General features: G+C 61.3%; 21 protein-coding genes. All 21 read left to right on the plus strand.

Annotated elements, in window-relative coordinates; translation table 11 throughout:
• Nucleotides 1-327: 327 nt before the first annotated feature.
• The 21 genes from RBT11_12550 (at nt 328) to RBT11_12650 (ending at nt 18,405) form a co-directional block, all read left to right on the plus strand.
• Nucleotides 328-1,593: a hypothetical protein gene (locus RBT11_12550; GenBank protein ID MDX9787605.1), complete on the plus strand. Its 1,266-nt coding sequence runs from the start codon at nt 328-330 to the stop codon at nt 1,591-1,593.
• A 13-nt stretch (nt 1,594-1,606) separates the two neighbouring features.
• Complete coding sequence (locus RBT11_12555; protein ID MDX9787606.1) at nt 1,607-2,038, plus strand: D-Ala-D-Ala carboxypeptidase family metallohydrolase; 432 nt, start codon at nt 1,607-1,609, stop codon at nt 2,036-2,038.
• On the plus strand, nt 2,025-2,351 hold the full coding sequence (locus RBT11_12560; GenBank protein ID MDX9787607.1) for a hypothetical protein: 327 nt from the start codon (nt 2,025-2,027) through the stop codon (nt 2,349-2,351). Before RBT11_12555 ends, RBT11_12560 begins: the two co-directional genes overlap by 14 nt.
• A 15-nt stretch (nt 2,352-2,366) precedes the next feature.
• Complete coding sequence (locus RBT11_12565; protein ID MDX9787608.1) at nt 2,367-3,353, plus strand: phage baseplate assembly protein V; 987 nt, start codon at nt 2,367-2,369, stop codon at nt 3,351-3,353.
• An 11-nt stretch (nt 3,354-3,364) separates the two neighbouring features.
• Nucleotides 3,365-4,132 carry a glycosyltransferase gene (locus tag RBT11_12570; protein MDX9787609.1) on the plus strand — a complete coding sequence of 256 codons (768 nt, stop codon included), beginning with the start codon at nt 3,365-3,367 and terminating at the stop codon, nt 4,130-4,132.
• Nucleotides 4,125-4,499, plus strand: coding sequence for a hypothetical protein (locus RBT11_12575; GenBank protein MDX9787610.1), 375 nt, complete (start codon nt 4,125-4,127; stop codon nt 4,497-4,499). Before RBT11_12570 ends, RBT11_12575 begins: the two co-directional genes overlap by 8 nt.
• A 2-nt stretch (nt 4,500-4,501) precedes the next feature.
• Nucleotides 4,502-4,768 carry a PAAR domain-containing protein gene (locus RBT11_12580; protein MDX9787611.1) on the plus strand — a complete coding sequence of 89 codons (267 nt, stop codon included), beginning with the start codon at nt 4,502-4,504 and terminating at the stop codon, nt 4,766-4,768.
• Nucleotides 4,769-4,778: 10 nt separating this feature from the next.
• Nucleotides 4,779-5,066, plus strand: a complete 288-nt coding sequence (locus tag RBT11_12585; GenBank protein ID MDX9787612.1) for a hypothetical protein — start codon at nt 4,779-4,781, stop codon at nt 5,064-5,066.
• Nucleotides 5,063-6,073, plus strand: coding sequence for a hypothetical protein (locus RBT11_12590; protein MDX9787613.1), 1,011 nt, complete (start codon nt 5,063-5,065; stop codon nt 6,071-6,073). Before RBT11_12585 ends, RBT11_12590 begins: the two co-directional genes overlap by 4 nt.
• A 10-nt stretch (nt 6,074-6,083) precedes the next feature.
• Nucleotides 6,084-6,938: a hypothetical protein gene (locus RBT11_12595; protein ID MDX9787614.1), complete on the plus strand. Its 855-nt coding sequence runs from the start codon at nt 6,084-6,086 to the stop codon at nt 6,936-6,938.
• Nucleotides 6,938-7,393, plus strand: a complete 456-nt coding sequence (locus tag RBT11_12600; GenBank protein ID MDX9787615.1) for a GPW/gp25 family protein — start codon at nt 6,938-6,940, stop codon at nt 7,391-7,393. Before RBT11_12595 ends, RBT11_12600 begins: the two co-directional genes overlap by 1 nt.
• A 67-nt stretch (nt 7,394-7,460) precedes the next feature.
• Nucleotides 7,461-8,870 carry a baseplate J/gp47 family protein gene (locus tag RBT11_12605; protein MDX9787616.1) on the plus strand — a complete coding sequence of 470 codons (1,410 nt, stop codon included), beginning with the start codon at nt 7,461-7,463 and terminating at the stop codon, nt 8,868-8,870.
• A complete protein-coding gene (locus RBT11_12610; protein MDX9787617.1) occupies nt 8,870-10,441 on the plus strand; it encodes a phage tail protein in 1,572 nt (523 codons plus the stop codon). The genes RBT11_12605 and RBT11_12610 overlap by 1 nt, the downstream gene beginning before the upstream one ends.
• 9 nt (nt 10,442-10,450) lie before the next feature.
• Nucleotides 10,451-11,044: a hypothetical protein gene (locus tag RBT11_12615; GenBank protein MDX9787618.1), complete on the plus strand. Its 594-nt coding sequence runs from the start codon at nt 10,451-10,453 to the stop codon at nt 11,042-11,044.
• Between the two features lie 9 nt (nt 11,045-11,053).
• Complete coding sequence (locus tag RBT11_12620; protein ID MDX9787619.1) at nt 11,054-12,040, plus strand: hypothetical protein; 987 nt, start codon at nt 11,054-11,056, stop codon at nt 12,038-12,040.
• 4 nt (nt 12,041-12,044) lie between these two features.
• Entirely contained in the window at nt 12,045-12,176 is a 132-nt protein-coding gene (locus RBT11_12625) for a hypothetical protein (GenBank protein ID MDX9787620.1), read from the plus strand.
• A 46-nt stretch (nt 12,177-12,222) separates the two neighbouring features.
• Entirely contained in the window at nt 12,223-12,624 is a 402-nt protein-coding gene (locus RBT11_12630) for a hypothetical protein (protein ID MDX9787621.1), read from the plus strand.
• Between the two features lie 13 nt (nt 12,625-12,637).
• Entirely contained in the window at nt 12,638-13,171 is a 534-nt protein-coding gene (locus tag RBT11_12635; GenBank protein MDX9787622.1) for a hypothetical protein, read from the plus strand.
• A gap of 11 nt (nt 13,172-13,182) precedes the next feature.
• Nucleotides 13,183-16,776, plus strand: coding sequence for a DUF4815 domain-containing protein (locus tag RBT11_12640; protein ID MDX9787623.1), 3,594 nt, complete (start codon nt 13,183-13,185; stop codon nt 16,774-16,776).
• A gap of 13 nt (nt 16,777-16,789) precedes the next feature.
• Nucleotides 16,790-17,095 (plus strand): hypothetical protein, encoded by a 306-nt coding sequence (locus tag RBT11_12645; protein MDX9787624.1) that lies wholly within the window; start codon nt 16,790-16,792, stop codon nt 17,093-17,095.
• Nucleotides 17,092-18,405 (plus strand): hypothetical protein, encoded by a 1,314-nt coding sequence (locus tag RBT11_12650; GenBank protein ID MDX9787625.1) that lies wholly within the window; start codon nt 17,092-17,094, stop codon nt 18,403-18,405. Before RBT11_12645 ends, RBT11_12650 begins: the two co-directional genes overlap by 4 nt.
• The last annotated feature ends 176 nt before the right edge of the window (nt 18,406-18,581 follow it).

An 18,581-nucleotide genomic window follows, 5' to 3' on the forward strand; every position in this document is an offset into this window, starting at 1 on the left:
TGTTGATCTGCCATTTTTTATTCCAATAATTCGAACCGCATCACCTGACATGATTTGTCCTCCATTCTGGGGCCTATCATGCCAGGATTTTTCCAGGCTGTGAAGATGGGGTTTACCGGACGCTTACGATCATATGCGACTACAACGACATTTTCTTTCCCATGGAACTGACGCCGGGGACCATCCTGCGCATCCCTTCGGCGGAACACGTCAGCATGCGGCTTCTGGACTGAGTCCCCGGACTCATCCATCCCGACACCTCGCGCCGCGCGCCGGTAAGTATCCGGTGGAGTCCGTCTTTCAGGCGGGCCGACTGGAGATCGGCGCATGGATATCGACACCTTCAAACCGACCTTTCTGATCCAGATCGAGGGGCAGACCCTCTCGGCGGATATCACGCAGGAGATCACCTCGTTCGTCTTCGAGGACAACGAGGAGGAACTCGACGTGTTGGAGCTGGCGGTCACCGACCGGAACCTTCAGTTCGTCGACGATCCCCTGTTCCAGGAAGGCAACGAGATCGTCGCCCGTTTCGGATATGTCGGCAACCTCTCGCCGCGCAAGAAAGCAGTCATCAAGGACATCGACTACGACTTCCCGGAGGACGGCGACCCGACGATCCGCATCAAGGCCTACGACAAAGGTTTCAAGCTGGCCGGGAAGGAGAACCAGAAGGTTTGGCAGAAGCCCGCGCCCGGCATTCTCTACTCCGAGATCGCCGAGGAGATCGCAGGAGCCAACGGCCTCACTCCGGTGGTCACGGCCACGAAAGGCCGCCATCTGCGCTTAACCCAGAGCAACGTTTCCGACGCCCAGTTCCTCAAGGAGCTGGCCGGAAAGGCGCGCGACAAGGACGGCGACGGCGTCACCGGATACGTCTTCTACATCCAGGACGACGAGCTGCATTTCCATCCCCGCGATCTGGACAAGAAACCCGCCGCGATCCTCGAGTACTTCGCCGACCGCAAGGGTGTTCTACGTTCCTTCCGCCCCTCGACGCAATCACAGGGGGCCAAAGGAGCGGGCGTCGAGACCAAAGCCGTGGGCGTGGACCCGCGCAAAAAGGAGCCGGTCGAGCACAAGGCCAACAACGAGACCACCCCGGAGCGGACCTCGCTGGGAAAACGGACCTACCTGGTGGACGGGAACACCGGCGAGGGCGCTTACAAGGAGCAAGAGTCCGGACAGGTGGTCCTCACCTTTGACCGTTCCGAGGGCTTTCACGAGGAGCCCCGGCAGGAACCGGCACAGGACCTTTCCGAGGGGAAATTCCGCGAGGCGGAACTCCGCCAGGTGGAAGCCGACGCGGTGACCATCGGCATCCCCGCGCTGCGCGCCAAGCAGAACGTGGAGGTAAAGGGTGTGGGCCGCAAATTTTCGGGCGTCTACTACTGCCATTCGGTCCGCCACGCTTTCGGCGAGGGCGGATATCACTGCGAACTGAAACTCAAGAAAAACGCCCTGGGCAAAGGGGCCGGCGACAAGTCGGACGAGGCCAAGGGCAAGCAGAACGACCAGGAAGCGCCGATCACGCCGAAGGAAGAGCCGCCGCCGATGGTGACCATCGACGCGGACAGCGGGCGGAGGCTGTAAGGAGGAAAGACACATGGGAGATCTGAGCCGGAATTTTTCGAAGAGCGAGTTCGCCTGCCGGTGTTGCGGCAAGACCGAGATCGATCAACGCCTCGTGGATGCGCTCCAGGAGTTGCGAGACCTCGCAAACGCTCCAATCCGCGTCACCAGCGGCTACCGCTGTCCCGATCACAACCAGGCGGTGGGCGGTGCAAAACAGAGTCGGCATCTGCGCGGACACGCCGCGGACATCGTGATCAAGAGCCTGTCCGTCGCCGGGATGTACGAACTCGCCGAGCAGGTGGCCGCCTTCCGTAACGGCGGAATCGGCGTCTACCCGGAGCAAGGATTTGTCCACGTGGACATCCGCGAGGTGCGGACCCGATGGGGACACCTCGGCGGCAAATACGTTTCGTTCGAAGAAGCAATGAAAACCATTGGAGGTGAACGCAATGCAACAGCTTGAACAGATTCTGACCCTCTTCCTGGACCACAAGGAACTCATCGCGACCTTGTTTGTGACGCTCGTTACCGTCATCAAGCTCACGGCCTGGGGCCGGGCCAAGGCCTCGGCACTTGACGCGGTGATCGGCGTCATCGAGCGGCTCGGAGCGAAAGAGGTCAAGACCGGCGTCGCCGGCCAGGAACTCAAGCTCGAAACCGCGGCGCAGGACGCCCTGCGTCATGCCGTGGCCAAGGCCGATCCGAAGAAGACGCCGGACGGAACCGTCACCCGCATCGTGCGCGAGGTGCTGCGGGGCTTTCTGCCGCTGAAGTAATCCGAGGGACGAATCGTGATCGAGACACAGGACCGGCAGCACGAGGAACGCTACAAAAACCGCTGGTACGGAAAGTATAGAGCGTTCTTGAGGGACAACAACGATCCGGAGCGGCTCGGCCGCTGCCGGCTCGAAATTCCAGCGGTGCTCGGAACCGGCAAAGAGAACTGGTCTGAATGGGCGTGGCCCTGCTTTGCCTACGGCGGCAACGAGGACATCGGCGTGTTTCTCATCCCCGAGGAGGGCGCTTCCGTCTGGGCCGAATTCGAAGGGGGCAATGTCCAGTACCCGATCTGGTCCGGCGTGTGGCTGGCAAAGACCAACCCCGGCGAGCAACCGGAGGAATCCAAACCCCTATGTTCCGATCCGACCTGCCATGACTGCGAGGACAAGGTCGAGCACAAGCCCGACCGGCGGGACGACCTGGAGCACAAGAAACACCACGGCCACCCGCCGTACTACTGCCCGCGCCGCAAGGTTCTTCTCAAGACCGAGACCGGACACACTATCGTTCTCGATGACCGCGACGAGGAGGAGTTCCTCAAGGTCATCGACCGGGCCGGGCAGATTCTTCATATGGAATGCCGCGTGAAGCGCGACATTCAGACCGGCAATGCGCGCCGCCGGGGAACCAAGGACGCCGAGCAGGGCGACCAGCTCGACATCGACTCGGACATCAAGGACCAGAAGGCCCGCATCGAGATCACCGATCTGTGCCGGCAGTTCGTGCGCTGGGAGGCGTGGAAGGACATGGAGAAAATCCATATCCAGTCCTGCGACAAGTCCCGCGCCCGGTGGCAGAAGATTCTCATCGACACCACCAAGGGCAAGGAGAAGGTCCACATCTGGGGATTGGGCGGTACGCAGGAGCTCTTGATCGACTCGACTGAGGGCTCGGAGAAGATACGTTTCAACGACAAAGCTGGCAGCACCATCACGATGGACGGCGTAACAGGCAACATAATCATCCGGTCAGCGAACAAGGTGTTGATCAACCCTTAAAGGAAGATGCGATGCATCCAACCGTTTCAATCGTCATACCGGTATGTAACCGGGAGCGCTATATCGGTAGAGCCATCGAAAGCGTTCTATTTCAGACATACACAGATTTCGATTTGCTCGTCTGGGATGACGGTTCGACCGATAAGACCGCGAAGGAAGCCCTCGAATACGCCAAGAAAGACCGGCGTGTGCGCATCGCCTTTTATAACCATCGGGGGGCTGTCAAAGCCTTGAAATCGGCCTTGGCCGACACCTTCGGGACGTATCTGTGTTGGGTGGACAGCGACGACATGCTTGCTCCCACGGCCCTGGAGGAGACAGTCGCGGTTTTGGAAGAAAATCCGACCGTCGGAATGGTCTACACGGACTACCAGGTCATCGACGCCTCCGACCGGATAACCGGGTACAGCAATCGTCGTCGGGCTCCTTATTCGAGGGGTCGGATGCTTCAGGACTTCAAAACCCTCCAATTCCGGCTCATCCGGCCTTCGGTATTTGAGAGAAGCGGGGGCATCGACGAGAGTTTTTACTGCGATGAAGACTACAGCCTCTGCTTACGTCTCGCGGAATTTACCGAGGTGCGCCATATCCCCAAGCCGCTCTATTTCTACCGCATCTATGAGGACTCGGTCTCACAGAACATGGGTGCCGACCAGGTCCATTGCAACCAGGATGAAGTGAGCCGGAATCCGGAACGGTGCGGCTTGCCGGACCGATTCGAGCGCGATCTGCAGATACGGGGCCGGTTTCCGCTGCGAAGGGAAAAATCGAATGGCTGAAACCAGACCTGAGAGCGTCCCGTGCGACTGGAGCCAGAGCGAGCGGATGCTGGCTCGGACCTTCGAATCATGGCGGGCCGAGTTCAGGAACATTCTCGAGGATCATCGTAGGGAAATCCAGGCGCGGCTTGAAAAGATCGAGCACGAAATCGAGAAGAAGTCGGACAAGGAGAACGTAGACCTTCTGGTCCGCAACATCCAGGACGACCTGCGCCGGCACGCCGACGATATCAAGAGCCTGCAGGCCGGAATCAATGAAAAAATGGGCGTCGAAACAATGTGGAAAGTGGTCGGTCTTGTGCTCACCATCGGCGGAACCGTGGGCGGCGTGGTCGGTTTTTTGATCCACCTTCTGACAGGGAAATAGCCATGGCAAGACCCCAAGCGAGACTCGGTGATATCTCCAGTCACGGCGGCGTGATCATAACCGGCGCGCTTCGGACTGTCGTCAACGGAAGACCCGCGGCACGCTTGGGCGACCTGCACGTCTGCCCGATTCCGGGTCACGGCGTGACCCCCATCGTGACGGGCAGCCTGAACACGGCAACCGAGGGACTGCCGAACGCCCGCATTGGCGATATCACGGCCTGCGGGGCGATCATCGTGACCGGAAGCCTTAACACGAACGACGATTGAGGTAATGGGGATGCGCGAGAACGAGAATATTTACTGGGATGTTTTTCCCAAGTTGATTCGTGTTTCGATCTCCACGTATTCGCAGATGATCCCTCTCTCTATTCGAGGCAATGTTCCTGCTCCGGTTTATGAATCGTCCAATTCCGAGGTCGCGGATATCGATGAGTTGGGTAACGTTCTGTGTGGACTTACGCCCGGAGCGGCCATGATCATGGTCTGGGCATCTGAAGAGCGAACAAGCCTGAGACACGTTCAGGTTGAAGTATACGGTCAGGCCAGCGCCGAGGTCCCACAATGAGCGATGATCTGACCAGCCCGGCTTATTGGGACGTTTTTCCTAAGAGCATCCGTGTTTCGGTTGCGGAAATGGAGCAGCTTATTCCTCTGTCCGTCCGTGGCAAGGCCAGTGCCCCGGTTTTCCAATCCTCGAATGCGGATATAGTGAATGTAGACGAAAACGGTTTCCTTTATTTCAGCGGTAATGTCGGCAACGCCATGATCATCGTCTGGGACTCACCGGCCAAATTGAGCGTTCGCCACGTAATGGTCGAGGCGCGTTATGCCTCCTGGTTCGCGTTGCACCCCGATTTCCAGGGGCTTAACATCATGGGAGTCACGGGCATAGTGATTGACGCGCTCAACACCTCAGGCATCCCCAACGCCACCATCCTCTTTCGCCTCATCGAGACAGGGCCTATTGTGGCCCAGACGGTTACCGATTATTACGGGTACTACGAAGTGAACTTACGCGAAGGGCTTTATTACTACGAGGCATCGGCACAAAACTATATCACGGCAACGGGTCTTATCAACGTTTCCGAAACGGGTGTTTCCGGCGAGAACATCGTTCTGTCACCCGTTCTGGTCGGCCAGATAGCGCGGATCGTTCTGCAATGGGGAGCGACTCCGTCGGACCTGGATTCGCATCTGTGGGGGCCTCTGCCCAACGGGACGAGGTTCCATGTATATTATGGCCACGATTACGAAACCGATGCGGCAGAACTGGACGTGGACGATACCTCATCTTATGGCCCAGAAACCATCACAATCTTTCGCCTTATTCCCGGACCATTTCGTTACTACGTGCATAACTACACCAACCGGAGTTCAAACCCCAGTTGGGCTCTGGCCCAGTCGGGTGCGACTGTAAAACTTTTTTTGCAGAGCGGCCAGCAGTACACCTTCAACGTCCCCAATCAGGATGGCACCGCGTGGTGGGTGTTCGAATTTGACGGGGTAACCGGACAAGTCACACCGAAGAACACCCTGTTCTACCAGTCCAACCCCACCCTGGTTGGATCGTAGGAGAGAAGCCATGCCCGAGGAATACTATTTAGGCACCGTGATTGAAGAAACAGACTCCGGAGAGAATCATTACGCGCTAAAGGGCATCGAGGAAAAACTCTCCGGAATCATGAGTATCCTCCAGGCCGGACACGATGCCTCCCAGACCATTCGGGGACAGGCTGAGGAAGTGCTCGATGCTCATCGCCAGAGCGCCCAGGAATATTTGAACAAGTTGAACAACGACCAAGACTTTCACCCGTTCGTGACCATGCCAGCCGGAACCACAGTACGTGACCTCCCGGACGGCGGGCGACTTTTTGTTATGGCCGATGGCATTTTCGTGCGTACCAGCCCCGAAGGGGTCATATTGGCGGTGATGGATGACGGCGAGGCGGTGATCCTCGATCCCGCTCGAGCCGGCAAGGTGACGCTGCCTGATGGCCGGGACCTTATGCTTAAACCCGAGGCGGTGCGGGTGACCTACGAAGCGGCCGGGATCGAGGGGCTTCCCCTGGACATCGATCCGAACCAGACCGCCCAAGGACGCTACCGCATCGAGCTGCCGGGCGGATACCGGTTGGATGTATTCCAGTCAGAGCGCACAGCCATGATCGGCAACCCCGCGGGCACCTCGGTGGTGCTCGGCATTTCCCGCATCGAAGGCGTGGGAGAGGATATCGAGGTTCGTCTGGTCCCCGGCGGGGCCAAGGGCTTTACGGCCATGGAAAGCGGTCACAAGGGCGTCATCGAGGCCGACGGTACGATCCATGTCGCCATGGCGAACGGCTTGGACTTGGTCATTCATTTCCCGGACGACGATGGCTCCAATGGAGACCCAGATTCGGGTAACTCGCCCGGCAGCATCTGCGAGGAGCGTGACTGATGGCTTTGGATTTCCTCGGACGCGGGTTGAAGTTTCCCTTCCGCTTTCAGCGGCGGTCCGGGGGCGCACAGGTCTCTTCGGCCACCTCCACCGAACACGAACACATCCACGAGAGCATCATTCAGATTCTCGGCACCCGGCCGGGCGAACGCTTCATGCGCCCGGAATTCGGATCGAGGCTCAAGGACTTGGTGTTCGAGCCCAACGACGAGGTGTTGAGGGGCCTGATCCGCCATTACGTGATCGACGCCGTGAGGCGCTGGGAGAAACGGGTCGTCATCACCGGTGTGTCCTTCGACGATTCCCCCTCCAATAAGGACAGCAACCTTCTCCCGGTCCGCATCGCCTATCGCGTCATTCAAAGCCAGGTGGAAGGCAACCTGGTCTATCCCTTCTACCGCGAGCCGCGCCAATCCGCTCCGCCCCGACAGTTCCGCGCCGTCGCCGGTAAGTAACAAGCGGGTCCTCGTCCGGCTCGTCCGGCGGGACCACTTGTGACCGAACCGCAACGGACGAACGGAAATGGGCAGAGCGAGCATTGCTTACACGAACAAGGACTACGACTCCCTGCGCCGGGAACTGCTGGCGCGGGTGCCGCAGCTCACCGACCGCTGGACCGACTTCAACGCGTCCGACCTCGGCGTGGTGTTGCTGGAACTCTTCTGCGGCATCGGCGATATGCTGGCCTACTATCTCGACGCCCAGGCGGCGGAGTCCTTCCTGCCCACCGCCCGTCAGCGGCAGAACGTCATCAACCTCTGCAAGCTTATCAGCTACCGGCTCGACGGGCCGGTGGCCGCAACCACCACCTTGCGTTTCTCCCTGGCCGCACCTTTCGACGCGGATCTGGTGATCCCGGCGGGAACGACGTGCAGGGCCCGTCTGGAAGAAAACGACATCGTGTTCGAGACGGCCGAAGACGCGACGATCCCTCGGAGCCGGACGAGCGTCGATGCAGGCGCGCGCCAGGGAAAACGCAAGACCGAGACCTTTACAGCAGACGGGGACACGGGCGACTCGATCATCCTTGCCGGAAAAGAAATCGCCCACGGTTCGATCCGTGTGTGGGTGCAGGACCAGGAATGGACCGAGGTCTCCCACTTTCAGGAAAGCGGTTCCGACTCGCGCCACTTCATGGCCGAGACCGACGCGCTGGACATCACCCGGATCGTCTTCGGCGACGGATTGCGCGGAGCGGTTCCCGACTCCGGCGCGGAAATCCGCGTCCAGTACCTCGAAACCCTCGGGGCCGAAGGCAACCTGGGTCCCAATCTCGTCACCGAGCTTCTCACGGCCATCTACCTCGACGGCGGTCTGGTTCCCCTCGCGGTAACCAACCCGGTCCCGGCGACCGGCGGAGCCGCCCGCGAGACGCTGGAGCACGCCCGAAAACAGGCTCCGGCCGAGGTGCGCTCGCTCTGGAAAGCGGTCACCAAGGAGGATTACCTTGCCTTGGCGGAGGGATTCCCCGGTGTGGCCAAGGCCCAAATCCTCGACGTCAACGACTGCAAGAACATTCGCTACTACCAGGTCAACCTGGCCGTGGCCCCGGACGGCGGCGGTCCGCCGTCGATGCTTCTCAAGCAGGACCTCGCCGAATACCTGGAATCGCGCAAGGTCATCACCGTCGAGATCAACCTCTTCGATCCCGTCTACCGGCCGGTCTCGATTGACACGGAGGTGTTCGCCTATGCCGGCGAGGACCTCGACTTGGTTCGGAGCCGCGTCGAACAGGCATTGGCGGATTTCTTCGCCTTCGACCGCATGAGCTTCGGCGCACCGGTCCACTACTCGGATCTGGTAGCGCTTCTGGACGGCGTGCGTGGCGTGAGCCACGTGCGCATGTACACACCCATCCAGGACGTTGACATCCGCGCCGGTCAGATCGCGGCGCTCGGTCAGGTCAACCTCGATGTGCGGAGGGCATCCTGATGTCCTCCTACTTCGAAAAGAAACTCATCGACCTCCTTCCGCCGCTCTACCGGGAGAGGGACGAGTCCGGCGATCTGGATGCCTTCCTCAAGGTCCCGGCCGCGAGTCTGGACGAGTTGAAGGCGCTGGCTGAACGCCTCCCCGAAATCTTCGACGTCGGGCGGTGCGAGGAGCGGTTCCTGCCGTTTCTCGGTGAGATCGTCGGTCACCGCTTCGATCCCACCGTCGATGCCGCCGCCCAGCGCAGGCTTATCCGCGAGGCCATAGAGATTTACCGGCGCAAGAGCACCATCCCCGCCATCGGCCGCTCGCTCGTTGACATCGGGTGGGAGGGGCGCATCGAGGAGACTTTTCACAAAGCGCTGCGCCTGAACCGCCGTTCGGTTGTCGGACGGGCGAAGCTTCCTGGGCTGATCTACAGCCTGGGCGTCTACCGCATCGACAGCGACAACCTCGTCCAGGGAGTCCGGGATGCGCTGCCCTTCCATCATCCCGTCGGTACGCGGGTGTTCTTCCTGCAGTGGCTCTACACGCTCTTGTCGATGGAATCGGATTTCGAGGCGATCATCAAGAAGGTCGTCGAGCGCGTGTGTCTCGGGCATCTGCACGAAACCTTCGTGGTCAACCACAACGCCCTGAACACCGATTTCCACCTCACCCGCAAGAACAAAACCTGGGGTTGGTGGCGGATCACCGACGGCACCACGCTCATGCAGGACATCGAGCGCGCCGCAGTGTGCGTCTCCCGCTGGCATGGTCGATCTCCCCGGTTCCGCCTGAACACCGGCAACCTCAATATCGAACGCCTGCCGAACCTCTGGGTCAGCGAACGGCGGGCGTCGTTCTGCTGCGAGATCGAAACCAAGCCCGCAGTGGAACCGGGCGTCTCGTTCATCCGGCTGGCGGGCCAGTACCTGAATCGTTCGCGCCTGAATCGCTCCGCTCAGTCTTGCCGGATCAAGTTCCGGCAGAAAGGTCTGCTCTCGGAAGCCGTTCAGGATGCGCCCGACCTCGCGGGAGACCGTCGCACACACCGGTACGGGAAGCGGTCGCGGCTCTCTCATTGGTTCCGCGTCGGGCATTCGAGGCTCGGGAGGGACGACAAGGTCTCCGGCGCGGCCGTGGGCCGTCACCTGTTCATCACCGCCTACGCCGACTCCCAATGGTCGGAGGTCTCCGGGGCATGGGACATCGTCGACCGCTGGCGCGCCCGTAGGCCCGGCTTCTCCCTGAACAACAAGGCGCTCAACCTCGCTGAATTGACCGACGCCTATGTAACCGAAGCCCGTGCATCCTTCGAGATGGACGTGGACACGGGCATACCGCGCCGCAGACGCGTGGAGACGCTCCTGCTCAACCGCCGCAGGCTGAATCACACAGGCTTGCTCCTGTCGGTGGATCGGACCCGGCCCATGCGGCTCGGCTCGATGCCGCTCAACGGGTCGGGCTTCCGCAAGTCGAAGCCGTGCCTCCGCTGGCGCTACCGGCAGCGGGACGATCACGCCGAGGCGATGGCCGGTTTCGAGGCGGCGGCGAACCAATACACGGTCACGCAATGGCCTGCGGCATAGGAGAGATCGATGGCGATACACCTGTACGAAGACATCACATTGACCCAGCGCGTGTCCGAAGGGGACCTCGCGAACCCTGATGACGACACCTACAACGGCACGGACGGGGAAACGAAAGACAAGGAGCTGTTCCTCGCCAACGAGCAGACCACCCTGGCATCCGCCTTGGCGTCGGGGGAGACATCTCTGCAACTCTCAGCGCCGCTCTCCGTTGACGGCGAAATCATCATCGTCGACGACGAACAGATGCGCATCCTGAGCGGCGGCGGGACAACCGTCCTCGCCGTGGAACGTGGCTACGGAGGCACAACCCCGGCCGCCCATGATGCGGGTGCCGTGGTCTATTCCGGCTACGACTATACCGGGCTGGTGATCGAGCCGGTGGATGTCTCCGGGGGCGATGAGTCGGATTGGTACGCGTTGGCGCTGACGCAGGCGGGACTCGACACCGCCGTCGGAGGCGCGCCGCTCAACTTGGGCGACAAGGCGCACAACGCGACCCTCTCGTTCTGGCGTCGCTGCACGGTGCCGGCCGGAACGCCGGTGCAAAACAAAACCGACATCAAGCTCCGGATCACCGGTACGGAAAACCCGATCCTGTAGGAGGAACGTATGGCCTATCACAACACGTCCGGCACAGCCGCCAACACGGCCGACCTGCTTGTCCGGCTGAAGGACTTTCTGGTGGGAACGGTCGGGTGGTCTCTCCACGACGACCGGTCCGGCGACGCCGAGCCCAGCTACGTGCTGACCTCCGCGGGAGAGAGCGGCTCCGAAGATATCTTCATCCGTTTTGTCAACGACACCGCGGCCGACCGTATTGCGGTCCGGGCCTACCTTTACTGGGACGCGGTGACGCACGCGGGCGTGAAGGAGGCGTTTCAAACCAGTTACACCTACATCAAGACCGTGGACGCTTCAGCTTTCCTGTATTGGATTTACGCCGACAAGGATCATGTCTTCATCGTTACCAAGATCGTCGCCACTTACTACGGGCAGTACAGTGGCCTGATCAAACGCTTTTGGTCGGGGGCGGTGGCGGTCACCCAGGCGGCGGCCGGACCCGGCGCGGACATCACGCTGCAGGTCAACGACGCCTCCATTTTCACGGTGGGCTCGAGCTACATCATCAAAGATGACGCCGGGATCGAGCGCGTCCAGGTATCCGCTGTCGATACGGTTTCCATCCCCGATACGGTCACTCTGGCGAGCCTCGTGAGCGCATACGCAGTCGGAGCGAAGATCGGCGAAGACCCGCAGCCGGTCGTGGTCGGACACTACCAGTCCCCGGGCAGTTTTTACGCCATCAACAAGTTCGACGGCTGGGCGAGCGCGGCCGGACAGACCGGATCGTGCGCCGCAGCTCACGGCAATTTCCAGACCGCCGCCAATCCCGACCAACGATACGGACTGGTCACCATGTTCCCCTGGCTCGTCGCGCACACGACCGCGGCTTACAAGGAATTGCGCGGTGAGTTGATCGAAGTCTATGCCATCGGCAGCGGTGCGGCCGATTCGGAGGACGTGCTCACGTTAAACGGCGCCTCCTACAAGATTTTCAACCTGTCCGGTCCGGGCTGGTGCGCGGTGAAGGAGTGATTCCATGGCGGTGAAATCTGGAAATAAGAAGGAGATTGCGGCGAACCCCGGACATCTGACCCAGATGTTCCGGGTGATCCGGAACGTCGGCAAAGCGAACAAAATCACCGGGAGGCTGAGACGTGGCAACCCGTAGCGGAAACACACTCTCCGTCCGGCCCTTCCCGGGCTCCGTGGTTCCAATGAACCGCGCCCAGATGCCAGCCTTGCCGGCGGTCATTTTCGAAGCCGTCGGAGCGGCGTCGACGACGCGGACCATCCGGCGCGAAGAGGACGCGGCCCTGCGGATCACGGCGGAGGTGAACGCCTATGCCGACACCCAGGCCGTGGTCGTGAGATCGATTCTGCGGAGCTTCGACCTGCGCGAATGGGTGGTCCGTTTTCCGGCCGTCCTCTCCGACGCGGCCGTTCGGGTTCACCGACTTATGGAACGTCGCAGCGATACCCGTTTCGTGGTTTTCGCCGAGATCGAACGGACGTCGGACTCGGCCCAACTCGTGGTGCGCGAGGCGACCGGTCAAGCGGACGCCCGCCTGACCGTCTTCGCCGTGCTGATCCGCGAAGGCCACTCGATCCAGACCTGAAGGAGGAATACGTATGTCACTTGGACTCATCGTCAAAACAGGCCGCATCCTCACCGCTCGGTTGCTCATGGGCGATCCCATCGAGGGCATCACCCATTGCGCCATCGGCGACGGGGACGCCACGTTCACCGATCCCGTCAATCCGCCCGCGCCGGACATCGATCAGACAGCGCTGAAGAACGAGCGGGCCCGCAAAAAGCACTACAAACGGACCTTTCTTAAAGAAGACCCGGAAGGGACGCTCATCGTCAACGGCATCCATTACATCGAAACCGGCGAGGAGACCCAGACCATCGGGGTCTTCTTCCGCTTCGAGGAAAACGAAGCCAACGGCATCACCATCCGGGAATACGGCTTCTTCGGCGGTGACGTGGCCTACATCGCCGGACTCCAGTCCGATTATGCCGCGAATGGCGTTTATCACCCCGACACCAACCCTACCGGTGAGGTGCTCGATCCCGGCTACCTGTACGAAGTGAAGAACATCCCCGATTTCAACAAGACCTCGGACACGCGGGTGGAGCTGGTCGGGGTCATCAAGATTTAGGAGGAAAAACCATGTCCATTTCGCGCGATACGTTCGACCCGACAAAAAACTACAAGCGGGTCCGCTACCACCAGGACCGGGACCTGCTCGACTCGGAGCTCAACGAGCAGCAGGACATCATCAACCAAGAGCGCAGGAAGCTCGCGGATATCCTCTTCAAAGAAGGGGCCATCGTCAGCGGCTTCGGCGTGACGGTCGCGGCCAACGTGCTCACCGTGGCCGAAGGGATAGTCTACATCGACGGCTGTCTGGAGCGCGTGCCCGGAGCGGTGCTCACCTACGACCCGGCCAAGACGAGCGGCGCGGATTACGTCTACGTCGAGCTTCTTAAATACAACTACGGATACAACCAGGACGCCGTGCTCATCAACCCTGCGACGGGTGAACCGACCGCGGAGCGGGAAAAGTGGGTCCTGTCGCTCAAGGATCATGACACGAGCGGCGAGGCGTTGCCCAACAATGTGACACAGCGCAAGGTGGTCGCGGTCCACAAGTTCGACCGCGAGACCGGCGACGTGACAGCGACCGTCCGCGAGAAGTCGAATCTCTATCTGCAGGACCTGCTCGGGACGCTGCCGGGAAGCCGCATCACCGTGGCGTCGATCACCGAGGATCAACTCGCCTTCGCCGCCGCCGAGGGGCTGAACTCGCTTCTCCAGAACCTGGCCGAGCGGACTTACGACCAGGCCGGCAGTTATCTGGTCAAGGGACTCGACAGCTTCATCGGCGACAACGACGGCGAGAACGTCGAGGTGATCACCAACGCGGGCCGCGCTTACATCCAAGGCTTCCGTCTGCAGAAAGACATGCCCACCACGACCCTGGTGCCCAAGTCCACGGCCGTCAAGTCGGTCCGCGGCGAACAGAAGACCTACGTGGTCGGCACCCGGCGCTATGCGCTCAACAACACGCCCCTCAAGGAAACCACCCAGGTCGAGGGCATCGTCGAGATCGTCTCCAACATCACCCGCGGATCGGTGGGCGGCGGCGAGGACCTGCTCGTCCCCAACCCGGTGGTGGACATCCTCGAGGTGAGCCAGGGAGCGACGGTCTTCCAGGAAGGCGCGGACTGGCAGCAATCCGGCAACTACGTGGACTGGCTGGGTTCGGGCAACGAGCCCGCCATCGGGACGACGTACACCGTCCGCTGGACCTACACCAAGCAGATGATCGAGGGGACGGACTACGCGGACGGAGGCTGGTTCGGACGCTCGGGGCACCCGACGGCGGACGAGTATTTCTACCTGGTCACCGTTCAGAGCGCCACCGGTGAGACTCAATACGATTCCGCTAAAGTCGTGTCGCGCGATACCCTGACCGGGGAAATCAACCGCCTCTCCTGGCTGCCGGTCAGCGGGGCGACCGGGTACCGCATCTACCGCGGCACCCAGAACACGGTCCGCGCCGATTTCCAGCGGCTCAAGGACGTCGCCGCCGGGGTCACGTCGTACATCGACGACGGCGTGGACGAGATCGTGGGCGGCAACCCGCCCGCATCCAACACGAGCGGCCTGACCATGTCCCCCGTGCAGATCGAACCGGGCAACCTTTCCATCATCAACTTCGGCCGCACCGACATCGGCGACGAGCCGGTGGGCGGTTCCAACTGCAGCATCGACTATGACTACTACATCGGACGCAAGGACATCATCTACGCCACCACCCGCGAGATCAAACGGCTGGAAGGCGCTCCGGCGGACTGGCCGAAGCTGCCCATCGTCCCGGAAGGCACGCTCGGACTGTGCAGCGTCGATTGTCCGCCGAACTCGGTTGACTTGACGGTCTTCAATTTCGGGCTGACCCGCATCACCATGGACCAGATCCACGAGATCATCAAGGACGTCGAGGACTTGAAGTACAACGACGCCCAGTTCCAGATGAACAACGAGCTCCAGAACCGGGACGCCCAGACCAAGAAGGGCGTCTATTCCGATGACTTCTCGAACGACGCCCAGTCCGACATTTACCACAGCGAGTGGAGCGCCCGCATCGATGAGGTACGGCAATTCGCCGCCCCGAACCGAGCAGCCACGCCGCAGGTGCTCGATGTTGACTCCGCCGGGAGTGACGCCCTTTTCAAGGACAGCCTCGTTCTCCTGCCGGGCACGGAGCTCGTACTCATCGAGCAGACCGACTGGTCCGAAGACAAGAACATCAATCCCTACGCCGTGTTCGAAAAACCAGACGCCGCCGTGGAGGTGACGCCGAATATCGGTCGGCGCGGTCAGACAGGCGTGGCTGTGGTCGGTTCCAACTTCACCCCCGGCGCGACCGGTGTGACGGTGCGCTGCGACGGGAAGGTGGTGGCTTCAGGTCTCAGCGGCGACGCAGTGGGCAGAGTCATCGCCTCCTTCGTCATTCCCGACGATGTCCGCAACGGCAACCGCGTGGTCGAAATGACCGACGGCACCTACTCGGCGCAAGCCAACCTTCAGGTCAACGATCCCCTGGTCATCACGCGAATCGAAAGGGTCGTGGTCAACCGCACCATCGTGCAGCGTCAGACCATCATCCAGCAGGTGCCGCCGCGCATCATCCGCGTCCCCGTGGTGCGAACCGTATGGCGCTGGCGTTGGGTGACCCGCCGCCGGGACCCGCTTGCGCAGACTTTCAGCTTCGGGGAGAACCGGGTCATCTCCGCCGTGGGGCTTCACTTCACGCAGAAAGACGCTTCCATCCCCGTAACCATTCAGATCCGCGGTGTCACGACCGGGCTTCCCAACGAGGTCATCCTGGCCGAGAAGGTCATCGCTCCGAGCGAGATCGCCTTAGGTTCCGAGACCAAAATCGTCTTCGACGATCCCTTCTACGCGGAGGCGAACACCAGTTACGCAGTCGTGCTGCTGACCAACAGCACCAATTACCGGGTGCGCATCGCCACGCTGGGCCGCCTGGGACAAAACGGGGTCATCACCCGTCAGACTTACACCGCCGGCGTGTTGCTGGAAAGCTCGAACGCCGAAACCTGGACGCCGCTCAACAGCTCCGATCTCACCATGAGAATCTACGGCTACGACTTCCAGTCCGAAGGCGAGGTCCGCTTCCAGCCCATCACCGGTGTGCAGTTCAGCGACCTGAACCTGGATGAGTATTCGTCCATTCCGGAGGGCTGCGGCATTGTCTGGGAATACTCGACCGACGACGGGATGACTTGGGACGCCATTGTGCCGGCGGAAGAGGAGCGGCTGCCCAACCTCGGTGCGCAGGTGCTTGTGAGGGCGATCCTCTCCTCCAACGTTCCCAACGACTCCCCTGTGCTGAACTACAAGGACGTCAACCTCATCGGGTATCTCAACGACCCGACGGGCGCTTATTTGAACCGTGAGAACGAACTCACCCAGGGTGTCTCCTCCACCAAGGTCTACACGCAGATGAACATCCCCAGCGGGACCACCATTGATTGGTTCGCCTCCAACGACGGCGGGTCAACCTGGGAACCGATGTCGATCCAGATAACGCGGGAGATTGACCAGGAGTGGACGGAGTACACGCTCACCAGAACCTTCACAGATCCGAACGGAAACAAGGTCCGCTACAAGGCGGAGATGACCGGCAACAACCTGGTGTATCCGAGGATTCACACCCTCGGTGCGACGTTGAGCTGATCGGAGGAATGCCATGATCGTTCGCAGACAAGGCGGATTGACCGAGTTCATTCCGTCACCACAGGAAAAACGCGAGGGCGTCCTGCGGGATCACACGCTCGATTTGCTTGCCAACCTCGACGCCCGCATGCGGCGCATCGAGGAGCGACACGGCATCTCCACGGACGCCGCCGAGGCGTTCGCCGGACTCATGGCCCGCATCCGGCGGGAGGAACTCGAAGCCGGGCGGATCAACCGGGAACTGATGGACGCCGGATACCTACATGAAGACCTGTCCGCCGCGGCGCTTGCGGCGCAGGCCGGGAGGAACCAACTATGAGCATCACCATAAAGAGCAACACCGATACGATTCTGGAGCTGCCGGGGTTCACCGGAACCCTCGGACCGGGAAAGACCGCCGTCGTTCAGGCGATGACCCCTGACCTGCTCCGCGCCGTGGACCTCGGCCTGCTGCTGGTCCCCTCCGGAGCGGAACCGCCCGAGGGGCTTCCGCCGGTCGTCTTCGACCACCGCTACCCGCACGTTCTGCCTCTTGCCGCCGGGCGCGCTTACTATGTCCGTGTCCTTCGCGCCGTGGATGGTTTCCATGATGGAACCCACGCCAGAAACTTCATCGCCTATTACGGCGACGGCGCGGGTATGACTTGCGCCTTCTCCGACGACGGCTTCGCTTGGGACACGGAAAAGAAGGTCGTCGGGATCGTGGCCAACGGCTATCACGTGGTCTGTGCGCTGGAGACCGCAAACCGGCTGCGCATCCTCTACTGGAACCCGGACGTTCCAAACCAGCCTTACGCCATGGCCGGGCTGCGAACCGCGGTCTGCGATCCGTCGGTCGACCCTGCCGCGTTCACGGTCGACACCCCATGTTCCGGCGATCTGGTTACTGAGGGAAGCGTCCAGGTCTGGAACCGCGGCCATTACGGGCCGTCCTTCCTCTGGTACAACCCGCTGCCCACCTCGGTCGAAGGGAGACCTTTCACCTGGCGCTACGGTATGTATTTCATCGCTTCGACCGGCGGCAACGACAGCCTCGGCCTGGCTTGCTCCGACGATGCGGTCGAATGGAAGCTGTTCGGGAACGGCCCGATCCTCTCCGGCCTGATCGATCCGCAGCCTTGGGAAGGCGCGAACGGTTATATCTCTGCCGCCCACGTCGAGCGACTCGGTGACGGGCGTTGGTGGATGCTCTACTCCGGCGGCTCCGCAGGCAACGCCGGAATCGGCTACGCATGGTCCTGGGACCGTGTCCACTGGCGTAAGGCCGAGATCAACCCCGTGTTCAAAAACGGCAGCGGGCCGTTTCTCGAGCGTTGCTACACGCCGAGCCTGGTTCAAGACGCTGGCGGCTCGCTGCTCCTCTACCGAGCGGCCAAGGACGCCACCGATTACCGGACCTTTGTTTCCCGTCTGCGGGCACCGGCCCTCGGCTGGCGGGACCTGCTCGGGCCGGACCGGCTCGACCAGGGGCTTACCGCGCGGGAAGCCATCCACCGAGGCGTCGGCACCCAGGCCGAGCGCGACGCCGCCATCCCTGCTCCATCCGTGGGCGACGAGTGGTTCAACACCGACCTCGCCGGCGGCGGAAAGTGGGAGAAACACACAGTGACAATCTGGAAGCAGACCTGATCCCCGGAACACCTCTCTTTTCTTCTGATGCCAGGAAATCCCGTAACCCCGCGTGTTTCCGCTGGTTGTGGCAGCGTGTACATAACTCACTGGAATCAAAGGAGTTATACGTCGGAAACGCCTTGCTTTCTGTTCGGAAAGAAGCCTGTATGTGTGTGAACACAAGAGCCAATCCC

It is taken from the genome of Desulfobacterales bacterium, assembly GCA_034003325.1.
Lineage (GTDB): Bacteria > Desulfobacterota > Desulfobacteria > Desulfobacterales > JAFDDL01 > JAVEYW01.

Bases quoted from the DNA above. Each gene is read 5' to 3' on its own strand.
- RBT11_12550 (MDX9787605.1), top strand. From the start codon at position 328: ATGGATATCGACACCTTCAAACCGACCTTTCTGATCCAGATCGAGGGG.
- RBT11_12555 (MDX9787606.1), top strand. From the start codon at position 1,607: ATGGGAGATCTGAGCCGGAATTTTTCGAAGAGCGAGTTCGCCTGCCGG.
- RBT11_12560 (MDX9787607.1), top strand. From the start codon at position 2,025: ATGCAACAGCTTGAACAGATTCTGACCCTCTTCCTGGACCACAAGGAA.
- RBT11_12570 (MDX9787609.1), top strand. From the start codon at position 3,365: ATGCATCCAACCGTTTCAATCGTCATACCGGTATGTAACCGGGAGCGC.
- RBT11_12575 (MDX9787610.1), top strand. From the start codon at position 4,125: ATGGCTGAAACCAGACCTGAGAGCGTCCCGTGCGACTGGAGCCAGAGC.
- RBT11_12580 (MDX9787611.1), top strand. From the start codon at position 4,502: ATGGCAAGACCCCAAGCGAGACTCGGTGATATCTCCAGTCACGGCGGC.
- RBT11_12585 (MDX9787612.1), top strand. From the start codon at position 4,779: ATGCGCGAGAACGAGAATATTTACTGGGATGTTTTTCCCAAGTTGATT.
- RBT11_12590 (MDX9787613.1), top strand. From the start codon at position 5,063: ATGAGCGATGATCTGACCAGCCCGGCTTATTGGGACGTTTTTCCTAAG.
- RBT11_12595 (MDX9787614.1), top strand. From the start codon at position 6,084: ATGCCCGAGGAATACTATTTAGGCACCGTGATTGAAGAAACAGACTCC.
- RBT11_12600 (MDX9787615.1), top strand. From the start codon at position 6,938: ATGGCTTTGGATTTCCTCGGACGCGGGTTGAAGTTTCCCTTCCGCTTT.
- RBT11_12605 (MDX9787616.1), top strand. From the start codon at position 7,461: ATGGGCAGAGCGAGCATTGCTTACACGAACAAGGACTACGACTCCCTG.
- RBT11_12610 (MDX9787617.1), top strand. From the start codon at position 8,870: ATGTCCTCCTACTTCGAAAAGAAACTCATCGACCTCCTTCCGCCGCTC.
- RBT11_12615 (MDX9787618.1), top strand. From the start codon at position 10,451: ATGGCGATACACCTGTACGAAGACATCACATTGACCCAGCGCGTGTCC.
- RBT11_12620 (MDX9787619.1), top strand. From the start codon at position 11,054: ATGGCCTATCACAACACGTCCGGCACAGCCGCCAACACGGCCGACCTG.
- RBT11_12625 (MDX9787620.1), top strand. From the start codon at position 12,045: ATGGCGGTGAAATCTGGAAATAAGAAGGAGATTGCGGCGAACCCCGGA.
- RBT11_12630 (MDX9787621.1), top strand. From the start codon at position 12,223: ATGAACCGCGCCCAGATGCCAGCCTTGCCGGCGGTCATTTTCGAAGCC.
- RBT11_12635 (MDX9787622.1), top strand. From the start codon at position 12,638: ATGTCACTTGGACTCATCGTCAAAACAGGCCGCATCCTCACCGCTCGG.
- RBT11_12640 (MDX9787623.1), top strand. From the start codon at position 13,183: ATGTCCATTTCGCGCGATACGTTCGACCCGACAAAAAACTACAAGCGG.
- RBT11_12645 (MDX9787624.1), top strand. From the start codon at position 16,790: ATGATCGTTCGCAGACAAGGCGGATTGACCGAGTTCATTCCGTCACCA.
- RBT11_12650 (MDX9787625.1), top strand. From the start codon at position 17,092: ATGAGCATCACCATAAAGAGCAACACCGATACGATTCTGGAGCTGCCG.